General features: G+C 59.0%; 14 protein-coding genes. 8 read left to right on the plus strand and 6 right to left on the minus strand.

The genetic code is table 11. The features are described from left to right. The first annotated feature begins 591 nt into the window (after positions 1 to 591). The 7 genes from ACA048_RS16000 to ACA048_RS16030 all read left to right on the plus strand — a co-directional run bounded on the left by ACA048_RS16000 (position 592) and on the right by ACA048_RS16030 (position 8,884). Entirely contained in the window at positions 592 to 1,671 is a 1,080-nt protein-coding gene (locus ACA048_RS16000; protein WP_497625290.1) for a 3-deoxy-7-phosphoheptulonate synthase, read from the plus strand. Between the two features lie 290 nt (positions 1,672 to 1,961). Continuing rightward, the gene (locus tag ACA048_RS16005) at positions 1,962 to 2,843 is read left to right on the plus strand and encodes a lipase family alpha/beta hydrolase (RefSeq protein WP_497625291.1); all 882 of its coding nucleotides are present in this window, start codon (positions 1,962 to 1,964) and stop codon (positions 2,841 to 2,843) included. Positions 2,844 to 2,925: 82 nt separating this feature from the next. Continuing rightward, the gene (locus ACA048_RS16010; protein WP_497625292.1) at positions 2,926 to 3,207 is read left to right on the plus strand and encodes a peptidylprolyl isomerase; all 282 of its coding nucleotides are present in this window, start codon (positions 2,926 to 2,928) and stop codon (positions 3,205 to 3,207) included. A gap of 136 nt (positions 3,208 to 3,343) precedes the next feature. Continuing rightward, on the plus strand, positions 3,344 to 5,212 hold the full coding sequence (locus ACA048_RS16015) for an extracellular solute-binding protein (protein WP_497625293.1): 1,869 nt from the start codon (positions 3,344 to 3,346) through the stop codon (positions 5,210 to 5,212). Beyond that, positions 5,212 to 6,273 (plus strand): microcin C ABC transporter permease YejB, encoded by a 1,062-nt coding sequence (locus ACA048_RS16020; protein WP_497625294.1) that lies wholly within the window; start codon positions 5,212 to 5,214, stop codon positions 6,271 to 6,273. The genes ACA048_RS16015 and ACA048_RS16020 overlap by 1 nt, the downstream gene beginning before the upstream one ends. Then, complete coding sequence (locus tag ACA048_RS16025; RefSeq protein ID WP_497625295.1) at positions 6,273 to 7,295, plus strand: ABC transporter permease; 1,023 nt, start codon at positions 6,273 to 6,275, stop codon at positions 7,293 to 7,295. The genes ACA048_RS16020 and ACA048_RS16025 overlap by 1 nt, the downstream gene beginning before the upstream one ends. 14 nt (positions 7,296 to 7,309) lie before the next feature. Then, complete coding sequence (locus tag ACA048_RS16030) at positions 7,310 to 8,884, plus strand: ABC transporter ATP-binding protein (protein WP_497625296.1); 1,575 nt, start codon at positions 7,310 to 7,312, stop codon at positions 8,882 to 8,884. A gap of 5 nt (positions 8,885 to 8,889) precedes the next feature. On the opposite strand, the gene ACA048_RS16035 is transcribed toward ACA048_RS16030, so the two are convergent. The 6 genes from ACA048_RS16035 to ACA048_RS16060 all read right to left on the minus strand — a co-directional run bounded on the left by ACA048_RS16035 (position 8,890) and on the right by ACA048_RS16060 (position 16,528). Continuing rightward, positions 8,890 to 10,194, minus strand: coding sequence for a hypothetical protein (locus tag ACA048_RS16035; RefSeq protein WP_497625297.1), 1,305 nt, complete (start codon positions 10,192 to 10,194; stop codon positions 8,890 to 8,892). Positions 10,195 to 10,263: 69 nt separating this feature from the next. Then, complete coding sequence (locus ACA048_RS16040) at positions 10,264 to 10,743, minus strand: hypothetical protein (protein WP_497625298.1); 480 nt, start codon at positions 10,741 to 10,743, stop codon at positions 10,264 to 10,266. Between the two features lie 141 nt (positions 10,744 to 10,884). Beyond that, positions 10,885 to 11,544 (minus strand): hypothetical protein, encoded by a 660-nt coding sequence (locus tag ACA048_RS16045; protein ID WP_497625299.1) that lies wholly within the window; start codon positions 11,542 to 11,544, stop codon positions 10,885 to 10,887. A gap of 33 nt (positions 11,545 to 11,577) precedes the next feature. After that, complete coding sequence (locus ACA048_RS16050) at positions 11,578 to 12,519, minus strand: immunoglobulin-like domain-containing protein (protein WP_497625300.1); 942 nt, start codon at positions 12,517 to 12,519, stop codon at positions 11,578 to 11,580. A gap of 35 nt (positions 12,520 to 12,554) precedes the next feature. Beyond that, entirely contained in the window at positions 12,555 to 15,902 is a 3,348-nt protein-coding gene (locus ACA048_RS16055) for an RCC1 domain-containing protein (protein WP_497625301.1), read from the minus strand. After that, positions 15,842 to 16,528, minus strand: coding sequence for a Fe(II)-2OG oxygenase family protein (locus ACA048_RS16060; protein ID WP_497625302.1), 687 nt, complete (start codon positions 16,526 to 16,528; stop codon positions 15,842 to 15,844). Before ACA048_RS16060 ends, ACA048_RS16055 begins: the two co-directional genes overlap by 61 nt. A gap of 267 nt (positions 16,529 to 16,795) precedes the next feature. On the opposite strand from ACA048_RS16060, the gene ACA048_RS16065 reads away from it, so the two are divergent. After that, entirely contained in the window at positions 16,796 to 18,211 is a 1,416-nt protein-coding gene (locus ACA048_RS16065) for a sigma-54 interaction domain-containing protein (RefSeq protein WP_497625303.1), read from the plus strand. Positions 18,212 to 18,335: the final 124 nt, after the last annotated feature.

The following is an 18,335-nucleotide window of genomic DNA, read 5'->3' on the forward strand; positions in this document are numbered from 1 at the left end:
ACAAAGTGTGTCATAAAGCGGCCCGCACTGAAGTGATAGAAAACGCAGTCGGCCATCGATAGCATTTTCTGATTGAAACCGCGCACCGGCCTCGAGTAAGCTCGGCGCATCCATCGGAGACAGACCATGCTCAACGCCCTCTCACAGCTTCCAACGATCAGCGCCCTGCGCTCGGTGGCGGCTGCGCGGGCGAATGATGTTTGCGCTCCGGTCAGCTTTTATTTTGGGTATTGGTTTAGCCACTGGCGCGCCTGATACCCACACGGCGCCCACTTTAAACGGGTCGCCGCCAGAGTTTTCCAAACCCCCGGTCGGCCTCCCGACCGGGGGTTTTGTTTTTTCAGCCCCGCACATTTTTGCGACACACCAGACACTTTGAGGATTTACGACATGAACTACGCCACTTATTACCGTTACGACAGTTTTACCGCCTGGCGATTTACCAGCCTCCGCTCGGGACAGCCTGCCGCCTCCGATCGGTCACCCACAGGTGGCAAGCACACACACGCAGCCAATCCGGCCAATTGTCGAACACCCCAGTAGGGCCGAGCGCGCGGGAACGAACCCGCCGCCAGCCCAGGAAGCCTTGATATGAACTCGTCCGTCTCTGCTCTGCCGCTGTCCACCTTGAACCCTGCCAATGAAGCGCTGACTCAGCGTCTGCCCAGCTCATTGCAACTCAAACAGCAATTGCCCCTCAGCAACACCCTGACCCGGCAAGTCGCCGCTCACCGCGACGCGGTCCGCGCGATCCTCAACGGTGAAGACTCCCGTTTGCTGGTGATCGTCGGCCCTTGCTCGATTCATGACCCGCAGTCCGCCCTCGAATACGCTACCAACCTTGCCCGACTCACCACCGACGTCAGCGATGAAATGCTGCTGGTGATGCGCGCCTATGTCGAAAAACCGCGCACTACTGTCGGTTGGAAAGGCCTGGCCTACGACCCGCATCTGGATGGCCGTGATGACATGGCCGGCGGCTTGACGCTGTCCCGCGAACTGATGCGCGAAATGCTCCGCCTCGGCTTGCCGATTGCCACCGAACTGCTGCAACCCATGGCCGCCGGTTACTTTGATGACCTGCTGAGCTGGGTGGCGATTGGTGCCCGTACCACCGAATCGCAGATCCACCGGGAAATGGCCAGCGGCCTGAGCATGCCGGTCGGATTCAAGAACGGCACCGATGGTGGCGTGGCGGTTGCCAGCGACGCCATGCGCTCGGCCGCCCATCCACATCGGCATTTCGGCGTCGATAGCCAGGGACATCCTGCGATCATCCAGACGCCAGGCAATCCCGACACGCACCTGGTGTTGCGCGGCGGACACCGTGGACCAAACTACGACCTTGACAGCATCGCCCAAGTAAATCGCGATTTGACCCGACTGAAGATCCCGGCGCGGATCATGGTCGACTGCAGCCACGCCAATAGCGGCAAAGACCCGGCACGGCAACCCGAGGTGTTCAACGACGTGCTCGAACAACGCCTGCAAGGCGACCGTTCGCTGATCGGCATGATGATCGAGAGTCATTTGTTCGACGGTTGCCAGCCCTTGAGTCCATCCCTGCGCTATGGCGTCTCGGTCACGGATGGCTGTCTTGGCTGGAGCGGCACAGAACAATTGTTGCGCCAGGCCGCCGCCCGGCTTCGAGCCCAGCGCGGGAATCAATAAACAAGGTGAAGCCTCCTCCAGTCCTCACTCGGGGACTGGAAAGCCTGCGTAAGACACAGCTGACAGGTAAAGGTGTTTCCTGAGTAGGCCATCGCAGAAAAACGCGCGGTTACAGATCAAAAGATGTCGAAACATTCCGAACGAGACCTCAACCACATTCGAATTTTCCTACGATTTCTATACCTTTTTCAGCAGCTTACAGCGGATTCCTCATACACCGCCGAAGCGCTGGGGTGCTTTAGAGTGAGCCCATCTGCACACCTCTGAACGACCGCGAAAAAGGAATGAACATGCTACGGAATGCAACCACCCAGTACCCTATCCTGCTGATCCACGGGCTCTTCGGCTTCGATCGCATCGGCACAATCGAATTCTTCCATAACGTCAAGCAGTCCCTGCGAAGTGCGGGGGCCAGGGTGTTCATCCCGCACCTGTCGGCTACCCATAGCAACGAAGCACGTGGCGACCAACTGCTGACACAGATCGACCGGGTGCTGGAAGGAACCGGCGCCCGCAAGGTCAACTTGATCGGCCATAGCCAGGGTGCATTGGCCGCACGTTATGCGGCGGCGATGGCCCCCCATGCCATTGCGTCCGTGACCTCCGTCAGCGGCCCGAACCACGGTTCGGAACTGGCCGACTTCCTGCGCAAGGCACTGACGCCCGGCCGTCTTCCGGAACATGTCGCCGCGACGGTGGCGACGCTGTTCGCCGATTTTGTGTCGTTGCTCAGCGGCAACCTGCACCTGCCGCAGAACGCTGTCGCCGCGCTCAATGCGCTGACCACCGAAGGCGTGGGGGCTTTCAACGACAAGTACCCTCAAGGGTTGCCCAAGACCTGGGGTGGCAAGGGGCGCGAACTGGTTAACGGCGTGCGTTATTACTCCTGGAGCGGCACGTTACAGGGAACCCTTCTCGACGAAGAGCTCAATGCGCTCGACCCGCTGCACGGGTTCCTTCGGGCTTTTTCCCATTACTTCACCACGGAAGCGGAGCAAAATGACGGCATGGTCGGCCGCTACAGCTCACATTTGGGCAAAGTCATCCGCTCCGACTATCCGCTGGATCATCTGAGCAGCCTTGGCCATTCAGATGGCCATAGCCGCAAAGCCATCGATCCCGCTGCGCTGTATGTGCAGCATGCCGAGCGCCTGAAAAACGCCGGCTTATAATCTGTCCGGAACTTTGACGAGAAATAGACCACTGAATCCGGTAGGCTCCGCACTTTACTGAATATTGAAAGGAGTATTTCCCATGGCTAAAGCCACTGCCCGTCACATCCTGGTTGCCTCGGAAGCCAAGTGCAACGAACTGAAAGCCCAGATCGAAGGCGGCGCTGATTTCGCCGAAATCGCCAAAGCCAACTCCACTTGCCCGTCCAGCCGTCAAGGTGGCGACCTGGGTTCGTTCGGTCCTGGCCAGATGGTCAAGGAATTCGACGCCGTGGTGTTCAGCGCTCCAATCAACGTCGTACAAGGCCCAGTGAAAACCCAGTTCGGTTATCACTTGCTGGAAGTGACCAGTCGTCAGGACTGATCGATCCGCCAGGCTTTACGCATAACGGCCCGCCTTTTGGTGGGCCGTTGTGTTTCAGATACGTTTTTAGGCTGGCGAGGGACGCGCCGCTAGCGTACAAATTGTGGTTTTCGATCCTCCGGCTCTAAGGCTGACAATGCGACTGGCTTTCCCCACTTTATTGTTCACTGCCGTGGCGCTGCTATTGGGCGCCGCCGGTGTGAATGCAGCACCGCAACATGCGTTGACCGTGTACGGCGAACCCGCGAAGTATCCCGCTGGTTTCAGTCATTTTGCCTACACCAACCTGCAAGCCCCCAAGGGCGGCACGATGCGTCGCTCGGCGATCGAAATCGGTCATTTCGACCATATCCTGCCGTACATCGACAAGGGCATTGGCGTCACCCAAATCGACGGCTTGCTTTACTCGCCGCTGGCCCAGCGCTCGCTGGATGAGCCCTATACCGTGTACGGCCTCGTCGCGCAAAAGATGGAGCGCCCGGACGACGGTCTGTTCCTGCGGTTCTATCTCAACCCCAAGGCACGCTTTGCCGACGGCAAACCGATCACGGCAGAAGACGTGCGCTACACCTTCAACCTGTTGATGACCCAGGGCAGCCTGCGCTATCGCACCCAATTCGCTGACGTCAAAGGCGTGGAAGTCGAATCGCCTCTCACCGTCCGGTTCGATTTCAAAAGTAACGAAAACCGTACCCTGCCCCTCGACATCGCAACGCTGCCGGTGTTTCCCGAACATTGGTGGAAGACCCGCGACTTCGCCGGCGGCGGCGGGTACGAGGCGCCTTTGGGCAGCGGCCCTTATAAGGTGGGCAAAGTCGACTCCGGTCGCAGCATCACGTTTGAGCGCGACGCCAATTGGTGGGGCAAGGATTTACCCGTCAGCCGCGGTCTCTATAATTTCGATCGCTTCAGCATCGAATACTTCGGTGACACCGACGTCGCGCGCCAGGTGCTACGGGGCGGGGCCTATGACTACAATCGCGAATTCTCCGCCACCGGCTTTTCCATTGGCTATGACAGCCCGGCCCTGAGCGACGGTCGCCTGCAAAAGGCTCACCTGGCAACCGATGCGCCGCAACCCGCCCAGGGGTTTGTCTTCAATCTGCAGAACCCGATTTTCCAGGACCGCCGGGTGCGCCAGGCACTGGCCATGCTTTGGGATTTCGAGTGGAGCAACCGGCAGATGATGCGCGACATGTACATCCGCCAGCAGAGCTACTTCTCCAACACTGACCTGGCTGCGCGAGAACTGCCCGATGCAGCGGAACTGGCCATTCTTGAACCATTGCGCGGGCAGATCCCCGACGAGGTGTTCACCCAGGTCTTCGAAGCAGCGAAAACCGATGGCAGCGGTGTGATTCGCGATAAGCAATTGCAAGCACTGGACCTGCTCGAACAGGCCGTCTGGAAACCCGATGGCGATCAACTGGTCAATGCCGAGGGCGAACCGCTGAGCTTTACCTTCCTGGTCAGTCAGAACGGCATGGACCGATTGCTGTTGCCTTACAAGCGCACCCTGAAACAGATCGGCATCGATATGAACATCCGCCGTATCGATTCATCGCAGTACGTGAATCGCCTGATGAGTCGCGATTACGACATGATCGTCACCGGGTACCCGGTCACCACCTCACCGGGGGGCGAACTGTTCAATTACTTCGGCTCGATCTCGGCCAACGACCCCGGCGCCAATAACTACATGGTGCTGAAGAACCCGGCAGTCGACACGCTGATCACAGGGCTAGTCCACGCCAACACCCAGCCCGAGATGCAGCGTTACGCCCACGCGCTCGACCGGGTGCTGCAATGGAACTACTACTGGATTCCCAACTATTACCCGCCGGGCACATCGACCGTCTGGTGGAACCGCTTCGGCCGCCCCAACGTTCAGGCCAGCAATGACGAAGCCATCGAGAGCTGGTGGGAAATAAGCACCACGCCGCTGACCAACCAGCAAATGACCGCTGAACAAATCAGCCGTGGCAAACCCGGAGGGCCGCACTGATGTGGGCTTACATATTGCGGCGTTTGCTGCTGATCATTCCGACGCTGGTGATCATTTTGTTGGTCAACTTCGTCATCGTCCAGGCGGCACCGGGCGGTCCGGTGGAACAGGCCATTGCGCACCTGCAAGGCATCGGCGGCGCGGCAGTCGGTGGCGGGTCCGGCGAAACCATGTCCGGCACCTCGCGCGCCAGCCGTGGTCTCGACCCGCAGCTGATCAAGGACATCGAAAAACAATACGGTTTCGACAAACCCGCGCATGAACGCCTGTGGCTGATGCTCACCAGTTACGCTCGGCTGGACTTCGGCAAGAGCTTCTTCCGTGGCGCCACGGTCACCGACCTGATCCTGGAAAAAATGCCGGTGACCATTTCCCTCGGGCTTTGGGCGACGCTGATCACCTATCTTGTGTCGATCCCCCTGGGTATTCGCAAGGCCGTGCACCACGGCAGCCATTTCGATATCTGGAGCAGCACCGCGATCATTATCGGCTACGCCATGCCGGCGTTCCTGTTCGCCATGTTCCTGATCGTGGTGTTCGCCGGCGGCACCTCATTGAACTGGTTCCCGGTGCGCGGGCTGGTCTCGGACGACTTCGATTCGCTGTCGACGGTGGGCAAAGTCGCCGACTACTTCTGGCACCTGGTGCTGCCAGTGACGTCGCTGGTGATCGGCGGTTTCGCCACCCTGACCATCCTCACCAAAAACTCGTTCCTCAATGAAATCACCCGCCAATACGTCATCACCGCACGCGCCAAAGGCATGAGCGAACGCCGGGTGCTGTACGGGCACGTATTCCGCAACGCGATGTTGCTGGTGGTGTCGGGCATTCCGCAGGCGTTCATCAGCGTATTTTTTGCCGGTTCCTTGCTGATCGAAGTGATTTTCTCCCTCGATGGCCTGGGCCGCATGAGTTATGAAGCCGCCGTCTCGCGAGACTATCCAGTGGTGTTCGGTTCGCTGTTCATCTTCACGCTGTTTGGCCTCCTGATAAAACTCGTCGGCGACCTCTGCTACACCCTGGTCGACCCGCGTATCGACTTTGCCGCGAGGAATGCCTGATGTTCAAGCTCTCGCCGTTGGGCCGTCGCCGTTTCGAACGTTTCAAGAAAAACCGCCGGGGCTGGTGGTCGCTGTGGTTGTTCATTGGTCTGTTTGTGCTGACCTTGGGTGGCGAGTTGATCGCCAACGACAAGCCGCTGGTGGTCAGCTATCAGGGGCAATGGTATTTCCCGGTGTTCAAACGCCACACCGAGCAGGCGTTTGGCGGGCAACTGCCATTCCAGGCGGATTACCGCAGCGACTATGTGCAGAAGCTGATTAAAAAGGACGGCGGCTGGATGCTGTTCCCACCGATCCCGTTCAGTGACGACACGCCCAATTATGACCTCAACAAACCCGCGCCGAGCCCGCCCACAAATGTGAACTGGCTGGGCACCGACGATCAGTCCCGCGATGTATTGGCTCGGGTGATTTTCGGCGCCCGAGTGTCGATCCTGTTTGCGTTGATGCTGACCTTCGTCAGCGCCCTGATCGGCATTGCCGCCGGGGCCCTTCAAGGCTATTACGGCGGCTGGGTAGACCTGATCGGCCAGCGCTTGCTGGAAGTCTGGTCCGGGCTACCGGTGCTGTACCTGCTGATCATTCTTTCGGGGTTCGTCGAGCCGAATTTCTGGTGGTTGTTGGGGATCATGGCGCTGTTTACCTGGCTGGCGCTGGTCGACGTGGTGCGCGCCGAATTCCTGCGCGGGCGTAACCTGGAATACGTCAAAGCCGCGCGGGCGTTGGGCCTGACGGATCGCAAAGTGATCGTGCGGCACATTCTGCCCAACGCGATGAACGCGACCCTGAGTTACCTGCCGTTCATTCTGACCGGGGCGATTACCACCCTGACGGCGCTGGACTTCCTCGGTTTCGGCATGCCCGCCGGAAGCGCATCCCTCGGCGAACTGATCGGTCAGGGCAAGCAGAACCTGCAAGCGCCATGGCTGGGGCTGACGGCGTTTTTCACCCTGGCGCTGATTCTTTCTTTACTGGTGTTTATCGGCGAGGCATTACGTGATGCTTTCGATCCGAGATCCTGACGCGGACTGTTGATATGAGTACCCCCTTGATCGAAATCCGCGACCTCAGCGTCGCCTTCAATGGCGAAACCGTGGTGCGCAATCTGTGCCTGGACATCCGCCCCGGCGAATGCCTGGCGCTGGTCGGCGAGTCGGGGTCCGGGAAATCGGTGACGGCGCATTCGATTCTGCAATTGCTGCCCGAAACCGGTACAGAATTCACCGGCAGTATCCGCTATCGCGGCAAGGAACTGCTCGGCGCCCCAGCTAAAGTGCTGCGTGAATTGCGCGGCAACCGCATTGCGATGATTTTTCAGGAGCCGATGACGTCGCTCAATCCGCTGCACAGCATCGAAAAGCAGATCGGCGAAACCCTGCTGCTGCACAAAGGCCTGACCGGCAAAGCCGCGCAAACGCGGATCCTTGAGTTGTTGCACCTTGTCGGCATTCAAAAGCCCAAAGAGCGGCTCAAGGCCTACCCCCATCAACTCTCGGGCGGCCAGCGTCAACGCGTGATGATCGCGATGGCCCTGGCCTGCGAGCCGGAGTTGTTGATCGCCGACGAACCAACCACGGCGCTGGACGTGACGGTGCAGCGCAAGATTCTGATCCTGCTCAAATCCCTGCAACAACGGCTCGGCATGTCGCTGCTGCTGATCAGCCATGACCTCAACCTGGTGCGCAGCATTGCCCAGCGGGTCTGCGTGATGAAGGGTGGGGAAATCGTCGAACAGGCCACTTGCGAAACGATTTTCACTGAGCCAAAGCACCCCTACAGTTGTGTGCTGCTGAACGCCGAACCGGAAGGCGAAGCCCTGCCCCGCGACGAGCGCGAGAACGTGCTGGAAGTGGACAATCTGCGCGTGCAATTCCCCCTCGGCGGCGGCTTGTTTCAGCGCAAGACGTACCTCACCGCCGTGGACGGCATTAGCCTCAACATTCAGCGCGGCAAAACGCTGGGCATCGTCGGCGAGTCCGGCTCGGGCAAGTCGACGCTCGGGCAGGCGATCCTGCGGCTGCTCGATTCCCAAGGCAGTATTCGCTTTCAGGGCGAGGAACTGGATGGCCTGACGCAAAAGCAACTGCGGCCATGGCGCAAGAAAATGCAGGTGGTGTTCCAGGACCCTTATGGCAGCCTCAGCCCACGGATGTCAGTGGCACAGATCATCAGCGAAGGCCTTGAGGTGCACAGCCAGTTGACCGATGAACAGTGCAAGGCCGAAGTGATTCGGGCACTGGAAGAAGTCGGCCTCGACCCGCAAAGCCGTCATCGCTACCCACATGAATTTTCCGGTGGCCAACGTCAGCGCATTGCCATCGCCCGGGCGCTGGTGCTGAAACCTGCGCTGATCCTGCTGGACGAGCCGACCTCGGCGCTGGACCGCACCGTGCAAAAACAAGTGGTCGCCCTGCTCCGCCAGCTTCAGGAAAAACACGGCCTGACGTATTTGTTCATTAGCCATGACCTGGCGGTGGTGCGCGCCCTGGCTCACGACATGATCGTGATCAAGGACGGCAAAGTGGTGGAAAGCGGTGCCAGCCATGATGTGTTTGATTCTCCGCAGCATCCGTACACCAAAGAGCTGTTGGCAGCGGCGCATCCGCGGTAATCCTGCTACAGGCCCTGCTCCAAAGGGTTGAAGACAAACACTTGTCCTGCGGCGGCGCCGAGCGTTGCTCGCAGGATCGGTATAGAGCGACCGGTCACCTGAAAATAGTCCTTTTGATCATACTGAGCACCGAGCAAACCATTTCCCGGAACAAGCGCCTGCTCGTTCCAGAAGAAGGCTTCTATGGGCAGTTGCGCCGGATTATTCTGGGGCCACGCAGCAACCATGAATTCGTTCCAGCCGAAGTAGTCATCGCGATTCTTGCGCACGTCGATACTGAGTTGAAACTGCTGTGGATCTACATCAAAAGCACACGAACGGTTGACACTGGCACCGTACCTTGCGACCCACCCTTGGACACTGGTCACCCCCAATTCACTGCAAAGTCCGCCGTGCGTCCTGCACACATCTGCGCTGCCACCTGTGCCGGCGTCGAAGGGGTAGGCACAGCGTAAACGCATGGGATTTCCGGTTGGAGCAGCCTGCTCACGGATGACAAACCCCTGGGATTTGTAGAAGTGTCTTACACCGGCGTCGGCGCGTAGATAGCTGAACGATGCGCCATTGCCGCGTACCGATCCCGGACTGGGATTCCACGAATGAAACGCCGCCGACTGATCCGTCGTCCGGATCAGTACACCTTTGCAATAATACGCCGCACGCCCATCCCGACAGCCCGGCGCTGTATCGGCATACCGCGCATTCAATCGCGCAGCCACTTGATAACCGACATACAGTTGATCTGCCTGGTTGAACCCGAACTGGGTTTTTTGCTCAACATCACGCTGCAGTCGCAGGATCGGCAGCCACTCTCCCGTGGCCTGAAAGTAGGCCAGTTGGTCTTTTTGCGCTGCGCGAAGCGTACCTGTGACACCCAGGTTGTAGAACAACGCCTGCAACGGGATCCGGGTCGGTGCCGCATCATCCCAATTCTTGACCAATGCCTGCGCATCCGAATCAGCGGCGCTGACCTCAAGTTGTTTGCCGATGCCAATGGCCGTGAACACATCCTCCAGCACAAAACCGTTGGGCAGACCTGTCTCGACCGAAACCCGATCCAGCCGCAAGTAATCAAATCGCTCCACACCAGAGGTGACGGCCTCGGCACTGAGTTTCCAGAAAGCCACGTTCGCCGGATTCTGCGAGCGCCGAGCCAGCACTCCGCTACAAAAATACACGGGTGTGGCACCAGCACAAACATCAGAAGTCAGCCGATAACGGGCATTGAGCAGTTGTGCGACTTCCGGGCCGGTGACCGCCCACGCACTCCTGGCAGCGAGCAGTATCATTAACAGCCAGGCGAAACGCATCGCGATCCCTTGCCTGATACTCATGCCAGTCTCTCCCTGGACATACTCGTTGAGGATGACGCACCGTGCCTACTGCACACCCTGATCCGAAGGCTCGTACGAAAAAGGAATGCCGTTGGCGGCATTGAGCGCGACGCGGACAACCGGCACCGTACGAGCCGTTTGTTGATAGAAATCACGCTGGATGAATTGGGCGTCCTTCAGCCCTGCAGTGCCGGCCACCACAAAAATCGCTTCGAGCGGCAATTGCCCCGGAATGTTCTGCGGCCAGGCGGCGACGATGACTTCGTTCCAGGCCGGATTGCGGTTGCGCACGTCGATGCTCAACTGAACCTGTGGGGGTGTGATGTTGAAGGCACACGTGCCGCCCTGTGCTCGATAGGCGGCCACCGTGGTCACACCGAGCACGTCGCAATAGGTGCGGCAGCTGTCGGGAATCCCGCTGGTACCGGCATTGGTCGGGTAAATGCAGCGCCATTTGGCGTCATAGGGTGTCGGTGCCGCCGACTCCTTGAAGATCAATCCCTGATTACCGGCGATCTGCACCATCCCGACATCGGCTCTTGCCCATGAAAACGACACCCCGTTGCGGCCTACCGAGTTGGGGCTGGGATTCCAGGCATGAAACTGAGTCGACGCGGCCGTACCGCGTAGCAGCACACCGTTGCAGCTAGGGGCGACGCGCCCATCTCAGCACCTATCGGCAGTGTCGCGAAACCGCGCGTTCAAGCGGGCCGCCACTTGATAGCCCGCATATAGCTGATCCTGCTGGTTGAAGCCGAAAACCTGTTGATTTGCGTCTGTGAGGTCCAGGCGCAAAATGGGCAGCCACGTACCCGTCACCTGAAAATAATCACGTTGATCGCGTTGTGCCCCCAGCAAGCTCATGGGCAAGCTGCGGTCATAAAACAACCCCTCGACCGGTATCGATTGCGGCGTCTGCTCGCTCCAGTTTCTGACCCGCACCTCCGCGCTCAGGTCCGGCTGTGAGACCTCCAGTGTTTTACCCAGCCCCAGTGCCGTAAATTTATCGGTGAACACATAGCCGTTTTGCAACAAGGATGGATCCCGAGCGATGTCTTTGCGCAGATAGGCAAATCGCTCGAACCCAGTACCAATCGCTTCGGGGCTGAGCATCCAGAACGGACGCCCCGGACTGGTTTGTGAACCCCGCGCCATCACGCCACTGCAATGGTAGGGATCGGTGTCGCCCGCACACCTTGGGTGGTCGATGGCATAACGCCTGTTAAGGATCTGCGCGACTTCCGGGCCGGTGACAGCCCAGGCCAATCCACTAAATTGCAGGCAAAGCAATAGCGTGCTGGTGACCAGCAGACGATAAACGTTCATGGAATCCCTTCCGGAGCTACGCCCGGCGCAAACTCAGTTCATCGACACACCCAATACCTGATGAATCTCACTCAGGTCGGCGGAGGTGGGATTAGGGTCCAGCGGGTCGTTCACCGGTTTGTCCAGATCGACGATCCAGGCGGTATTGGCGCCGTTGGTATCACCGGTCCAGAACGGATAAGGCAAGCGTCCGAAGTAATCAGTCAGCGCACCGGCACTGGCGCTGTAAATGTTCAGCAACTGTCGCAGTTGAACTAAGGAAGCCGGTTGCAACCGGGCAACCGAACAAGCCTCGCGCATACCCTCCCAGTTGGCGGTGGCCGTCAGGAAATGCAATTGACCAATGCCTTTGACATTCACCTGATATTTTTTGCTCTGGCCCACGCTATCGATAGCGCTGATCAGGCAAGTACCATTGCCAGTGGCCGTCACTTCTGCCCGCTGATCCACCACCCTGGCAATCCTGTCATCGCTGCTGCTGTAGACATAGGGGCCGACGCCCCATGTCGCCTCTCGGGTAAACCGGCTGAACGCCGGCGGATTCGAGGGCGGCTTGCCGGTCACCACCACGTAATTGAAGGCACTCAGATCCAGCGTGTGCTCGCCTTCAAAGCCGGCCTTGATTTCCAGCTGCAGCTCCTGGGACGTGTGCACCCGTTGATCACTGAACCAGACTTCGTATTTCACCCCTATAAAGCCGCCCAGGTATTGCTCAAACACACTCCGGTCGACAAGGAAGAAAGGCGGGTTGGCACCCTGATTCGCCCTGATTTTGATCTTGTCGATCAGCGTTTGCGGGGCGCCCAGCGGGGTAATGTACAGATGAATTTCATCGTTGAACTTCATCCCGGCATACACGCGCAGGCGCACAGCTGTTTTCGGCTCCAGCGCCTGCGGATCGAGGGTGCCATCAAGTACACCGTCCACTGTCGGGTCGGGAAGCGTTGCCAGGACACTCGTGTTTTCTTCGAGCATTTCAGTCACCTCAGCGTCGAGCAGTTCGAATGGTTTTATTGAGACTCGGCTGTCTCGTTCGCTTCGACGTTTGCTGCATCCATTGCCGTAGCCGTGTCGTCGATATAGGACACAAAGCCGTTAAGGCCGGCAGCGCCACCGATGCCGGTCGCATGCCCCCATGTGACCACGCGCTTGTCTGATGTCAGCGCGATGAACCCGTGCGAGTTGGTGTAAATGGCGACGACGTTGACCAGTTGCGCGGCGACCGGTGAGGTATCACCGCCGAGCGTTGCGTTGCCCCACGCAAAGACCCGCCCGTCAGCACATAGCACCGCGAAGGCATGAGCGGTCCCGACTACCTGGATGGCGTTGGTGAGCGCAGAGATCGGCGCTGGCACGACACCCGCTGGCGCTGTTCCCCAGGCAGCCACGCGGTTGTTTTCGGTGATTCCTGCGAACGCTTGCCAAGTGGAGGCAACATCGACAAAACGCAGTGCGGCGATTCCGGGAAAGTTATTGAGATTGCCCCCGTAACCGGCCTCACCCCAGGCAACCACATTCTTCGCGCTGGTGAGTGCTACAAAGGCACGCGCATTGGCGCAGCAAAGCCGATGGATATCGGTACGGTTGGCGATGTCGGCAGGAAGCGTGCCCCCGAAGCCTGCAACGCCGAACGCGAACAGCCGTTTAGTCTGGGTGATCCCCGCGAATGCCTGATAGGAACAGATGATTCGCTCTACGTTGTTGACGCCTGGAACCGGATTGGCCACAACACCAGAGCCCCAAGCCGTGATGCTGCCATCCATCCGCTCGGCACAGAACGCCAGGCCACCGTTGAACACACGTTTGATATTGCTCAATCCGCCCGCGGGCAGCGTGCCACCGTACGTTGCATTGCCCCAGCACCGCACGTCACCGGTAGTCGTCAGCCCGGCGAATGCGTAACTGTTGCTGGCGAGGGTTTTGAATCCGTTAGGGTTGACCGCGCCCATATTGGCGCCACTGCCCGCTTCGCCGAATGGCAGCGCAACACCTTCTCTGGTGAGCGCGACGAACGCACCGCCAGAACAAAATACGCCCTGTAAATTCTCCAGGATCAGATACACCGGAGGAATGTTGCCACCGTAGGACGCATTGCCGAATCCGGCGAGATCACGCCCCCCCACACCCCCACCTGATACTCGAGCATCGCGCAGCACCACAACTGCTGCGGCGCCGCTAATGTTGGCGTCTACGCCGTTGCCACACACGTTGACCGGATTTAGGGTCACTTGCTCGGTGGAGGAGCGTACTTGTAGTGATCGGGAGGAGTCGGTATCGGTGAACTGGGTGCCGGCAATCCAGGCCGCATCGCCAACGTAGCGCCACTCCGCCAACATCGGCTGGAGGGTCTGGGCATTGAAGGCCCACATCAGACACGGCGCGCTGGAGGAACGATAGGTATTGGAGTTATGCCGCGCCCCCATGACCTTCAATCTGCCGGTGCCAATCACGCGCCGAACATCGAAGTTCTTGAAGCCAGACGGTTCATCCGGACCGCCCGCCCTGCGCCTGATGGTGTAACCCAAAGTAAAACTTGCGCCATTTTGCTGTTCGATGAAAAGGCGCGGAATTTTCATGATCAACTCCCGCCCTTCATCAGCCTTGAAAACTGTCCTGATGATTGCGGGTGCACCGCTGGGCATCAGGGTTACGACGTCACCTTCCTTGAGTTGCGCGGTGATCCCGATTCGGGCACTGGCCCCATCGGCAGGCACGTCGTCAGGGTTGATCTGATCACGATTGGGGCCCATCGCTTCGCTGATCGCAGGCAACGGCAGTACCGCGCGCTGCACGCTCAATACCAGCACATCGGAAGGCTGCTCGCCCCCGGCGGCGCGCTCCACCGAATAAGAAACCCGGACACCCAGGTCCTGGTTGGCCAGCACATACCGGTGAGGGACCTGATGGGTGAAGGGCTTTCCTTCAGCATTGAAAGAAATGGACTCCTCCCACGAATAGTCGCCGTCCTGTGCGTCGCCGTCCCACTTCAACTTAATGTAATCGCCAAATTTGAGATCGGCCTCATCGATGACCACCGACGCCCCATTGCTGGCCGTGTCCCCCGGATTCACAACACCTGCGTTATTGGCCTCCAATACCTTCGGTACAGGCAATGGCTGCTTCGCACTCGCGCCAATAGCCACTGACGCATCGGCCCCAAAGCGCTCCGTGCCGGATCCATCGGCAGGTTCTACCGAGTAACCGATCGTCAGTTTGTAACCCACGTTTGCCTTGAGAAAGTCCAGGGGCAGGTAAAACGACACCGGGATATCGAGATCGCGATCGTCGATGTCGATGGAGTCGTCGTAGCGCTGCGAATCCGCCGGATTATCCGACTGATACCACAGGTAAACGGTGTGCCCCTTCATGTCCGGGAACGGTAGAACCTGAACCTCCGCATCCGAGAAGGGAGGCAGTTGTTCAGGATCCAGTACCCCATCCACCTCATCCACCACGATGGCAGCCTGCAAGTCGGGCTTGGGCTCGCCGACCCGTACCGAGTGGCGCAAGGATTCGGCCGCCAGCGGATCGTCTTTGCTCGTGCCGGCCTTGTAATACGCTTCGAGCGGCCCGCCATTGATCTTCGACAGGTAAGCCGTGGACAGCGGGAACGTCATGTCGCGAGCGGCCTGAGAACTGCTGATACGCCGTCCGCTATCGAACAGGTGCACGACTCCTCCCGGTGCAGTACCAATCGCGTAAAAGTGCAACCAGGTTTGGGCGACTATCCCGGCATGGGGTGAAACGATGCCGGTCGCAGCTTTGGCGGGATCTACCACAACACCATTGATCGGAAGGATTTTCGGCGCTGGCAGGTTCACCGCACTGCCCTTCAGCCATACGGTTGTTCGGCTCGAGCGCCGGGTATCGCCCGTGTTTATTTTGGTCAGTTCATAACGGAAATAAATGTGCTCTCTTGCCAACTGCACAGCCGTGACGTTGGGCATGAAAAAGCGCACGGTGCTGTTGATCTGGGTAACGGGTCTGGACTCGGTGAACACCACCGTCTCAACGCCACTCTTGATGCTGGAGACCGACAGCTTGACGGTATCTCCCAGGTCGAAGGTGACCGGACGCGTGACCACGTCCACCTGAATATTCTTGCTGCCCAGCGTGGCGAGGTCATAAAACAATTCGCCTGTATCCGGATCGACTTGCACCGCATCCAGAATCACCGGCCGCAACAGATCCGGGGTGACCTCGACATACACCGAAGTACGCAATGACCAGTCACTGGCACGGTTATGCACTTCGTCGCGCGGGCGATAAATAAAGATGTGATCGCCATTACCGGCTTTCAGAATGACGTCCAACGGAATACGGCCGCGGATTTCCTGGCCAACCTGCTCGGGCAGCACATCAATGGAAAATTCATTCCCCCCAGACTCACGGTAATCCGGTCGAACTGGCGCATGTTCAGATAAGCAGGAATGGCGAACTGCACCCCTTCAGCCGACTCCGCCAGCTCTCGGGTGATTCCCCCGGCAGGCACATTGAGCAACTTTGGCGCCAGCAATCGATAGTGCCCGGGACGATCCGGCTCCGGATCCGTGCCGCCAGGTATCAAAAACCGGACGAAGGCGTCGAGCGGCAAGGAGTCGCCTACGTTCTGGCTGTTGCGTAACACTTCATACCGAAAAACCTGGAAGCCCGGTTTGAGCAGGTGCCTCGGCAAGAACACGTGGGAAATTTCATTTTCCTGACCCGCAGGCAGGTTGAATGACAGCAATGGGAGCGGATCCAGACTGGAGTAAATGCGGATGTTGTCTCCCTCTTTAGCCTCCAGATACGGCAGTACATCAACCAATAAGCCCGAGGCATTGGAGGTGCACATGCTGCGGTTGACGCCCACCCGATTCTCGTTGGGCGTTCCGTCAGCATCGTGGATTTTCGTAATCTGCCCTGGAATGTACAGCGGCGACGGTGCCTTTTTTTGGGGAGCCATAACCACAAGCTCGTCTTTCAGTTGCTCTTCCGAAGCCATATGAAGCCCCCTTCGTGAGGTATGGCGCGAGATCGAGTGTCACCGCATGCGCCGGGTGCCCCCATTCAGCAGCTCGAATGAATCGGGCACAACTGTCAGAAATTGCAGGTAGGCGGACATTTCCGACGAACGGCCACACCCCATTTTCACCGTTGCCTCTCGGCAAAGACCTTCGGCAGATGCCGATATAACAATCCACCGGCATAATGCCGCCGGCATTCGTGGCACCGACAGTGCCGGCACAGCTCATCCATTCGGGAACAAAAGATGAACACCACCGAAAGCCTCAAGGACTACCAGCGCGTTCGCCTGCTGGCGATCCGTTCGCTGTTCGAAATCATCGAGCAATCGAGCGAAGGCACGGTGATTGTCGACCGCGATGCGAACATCGTGTGGATGAACGAGCGGTATGCCCGGCGTTTCGGTCTGGAGTCGGCGGAAGGCGCCATCGGCAAGGCCTGCGAAAGTGTGATCCCCGGCAGTCTGTTGCGTGAGGTGGTGCGCACCGGGCGCCCGATTTTGCTGGACATGCAGGACACACCCAAAGAGCCGCTGGTGGTCATGCGCCTGCCGATTCATGACGATGCAGGCGTCGTGATCGGCGCGATTGGTTTTGCGTTGTTCGACGAATTGCGCAGCCTGTCGCCGATGCTCAAGCGCTACATGAGCATGCAGGAAGAGCTGGCGTCCACCCGTTCGCTGCTGCGGGCGCGGCAAACCAAGTACAACTTCGCCCATTTCATCGGCACCAGCGCGGCCAGCCTGGAAGTCAAACGCCGTGCCCGGCGTAGTGCCAGCGCCGAGTCGCCGGTGTTGTTGCTCGGCGAAACCGGCACCGGCAAGGAACTGCTGGCCCAGGCGATCCACAGTGCTTCGCCCCGCGCGCACAAAGCCTTCGTCAGCATCAACAGCGCGGCGATTCCCGAATCGTTGCTGGAAGCGGAATTCTTTGGCACCGCCCCCGGCGCGTTCACCGGCGCCGACCGCAAGGGCCGCGCCGGCAAACTGCAGATCGCCCAGGGCGGCACCTTGTTTCTGGATGAGATCGGCGACATGCCGCTGCCGCTGCAAAGCAAACTGCTGCGGGTTTTGCAGGAAAAGGAATTCGAGCCGGTCGGCTCCAACGAAGTGATCCAGAGCGATGTGCGGGTGATTGCTGCAACGTCCACCGATCTTGAGGCCGCGATCAAACGCGGTGAGTTTCGCGCGGATTTGTACTACCGCCTCAACGTGCTGCCGATCCGGGTGCCGCCGCTGCGGGATCGTCTCGACGATATCCCGGCGCTCAGCGAAGCGATCCTTGAGGAATTACGCAGTCAGCATGAACTCAACCGCGAGGCGCTTGAGCTTTTGGGCCAGCACGCATGGCCGGGGAACATTCGCGAACTGCGCAACGTCCTGGAGCGGGCGGCATTACTCAGTGATGATCTGGTGCTGGATGCGGCGGAGATTCGTGCGGCGATTGGCACCTTCACGCCAGTGGAGCGCTCGACACCGCTGATGATTGAGCCGGTTGCGCATGAGACGTTTAGCGAGGCTCGGGCGCGGTTTGACCGGCAGTTGATCGAATCCACCCTCGCGCAATGCGGGGGCAAGGTAATAGAAGCGGCAGCGCGATTGGGTTTGGGACGTTCAACGTTGTACAAGAAGATGGTGGCATTAGGGATTGCAGAGTCTCCATAACGAGACATAGATCTCCATTGTTAGACAGTCCATCGCGAGCAGGCTCGCTCCCACAGTTTGACCGAGTCGCCCATGAGAATGCGGTCCCCTGTGGGAGCGAGCCTGCTCGCGATGAGGCATTCAC

The organism is Pseudomonas sp. LBUM1659 (assembly GCF_059716045.1).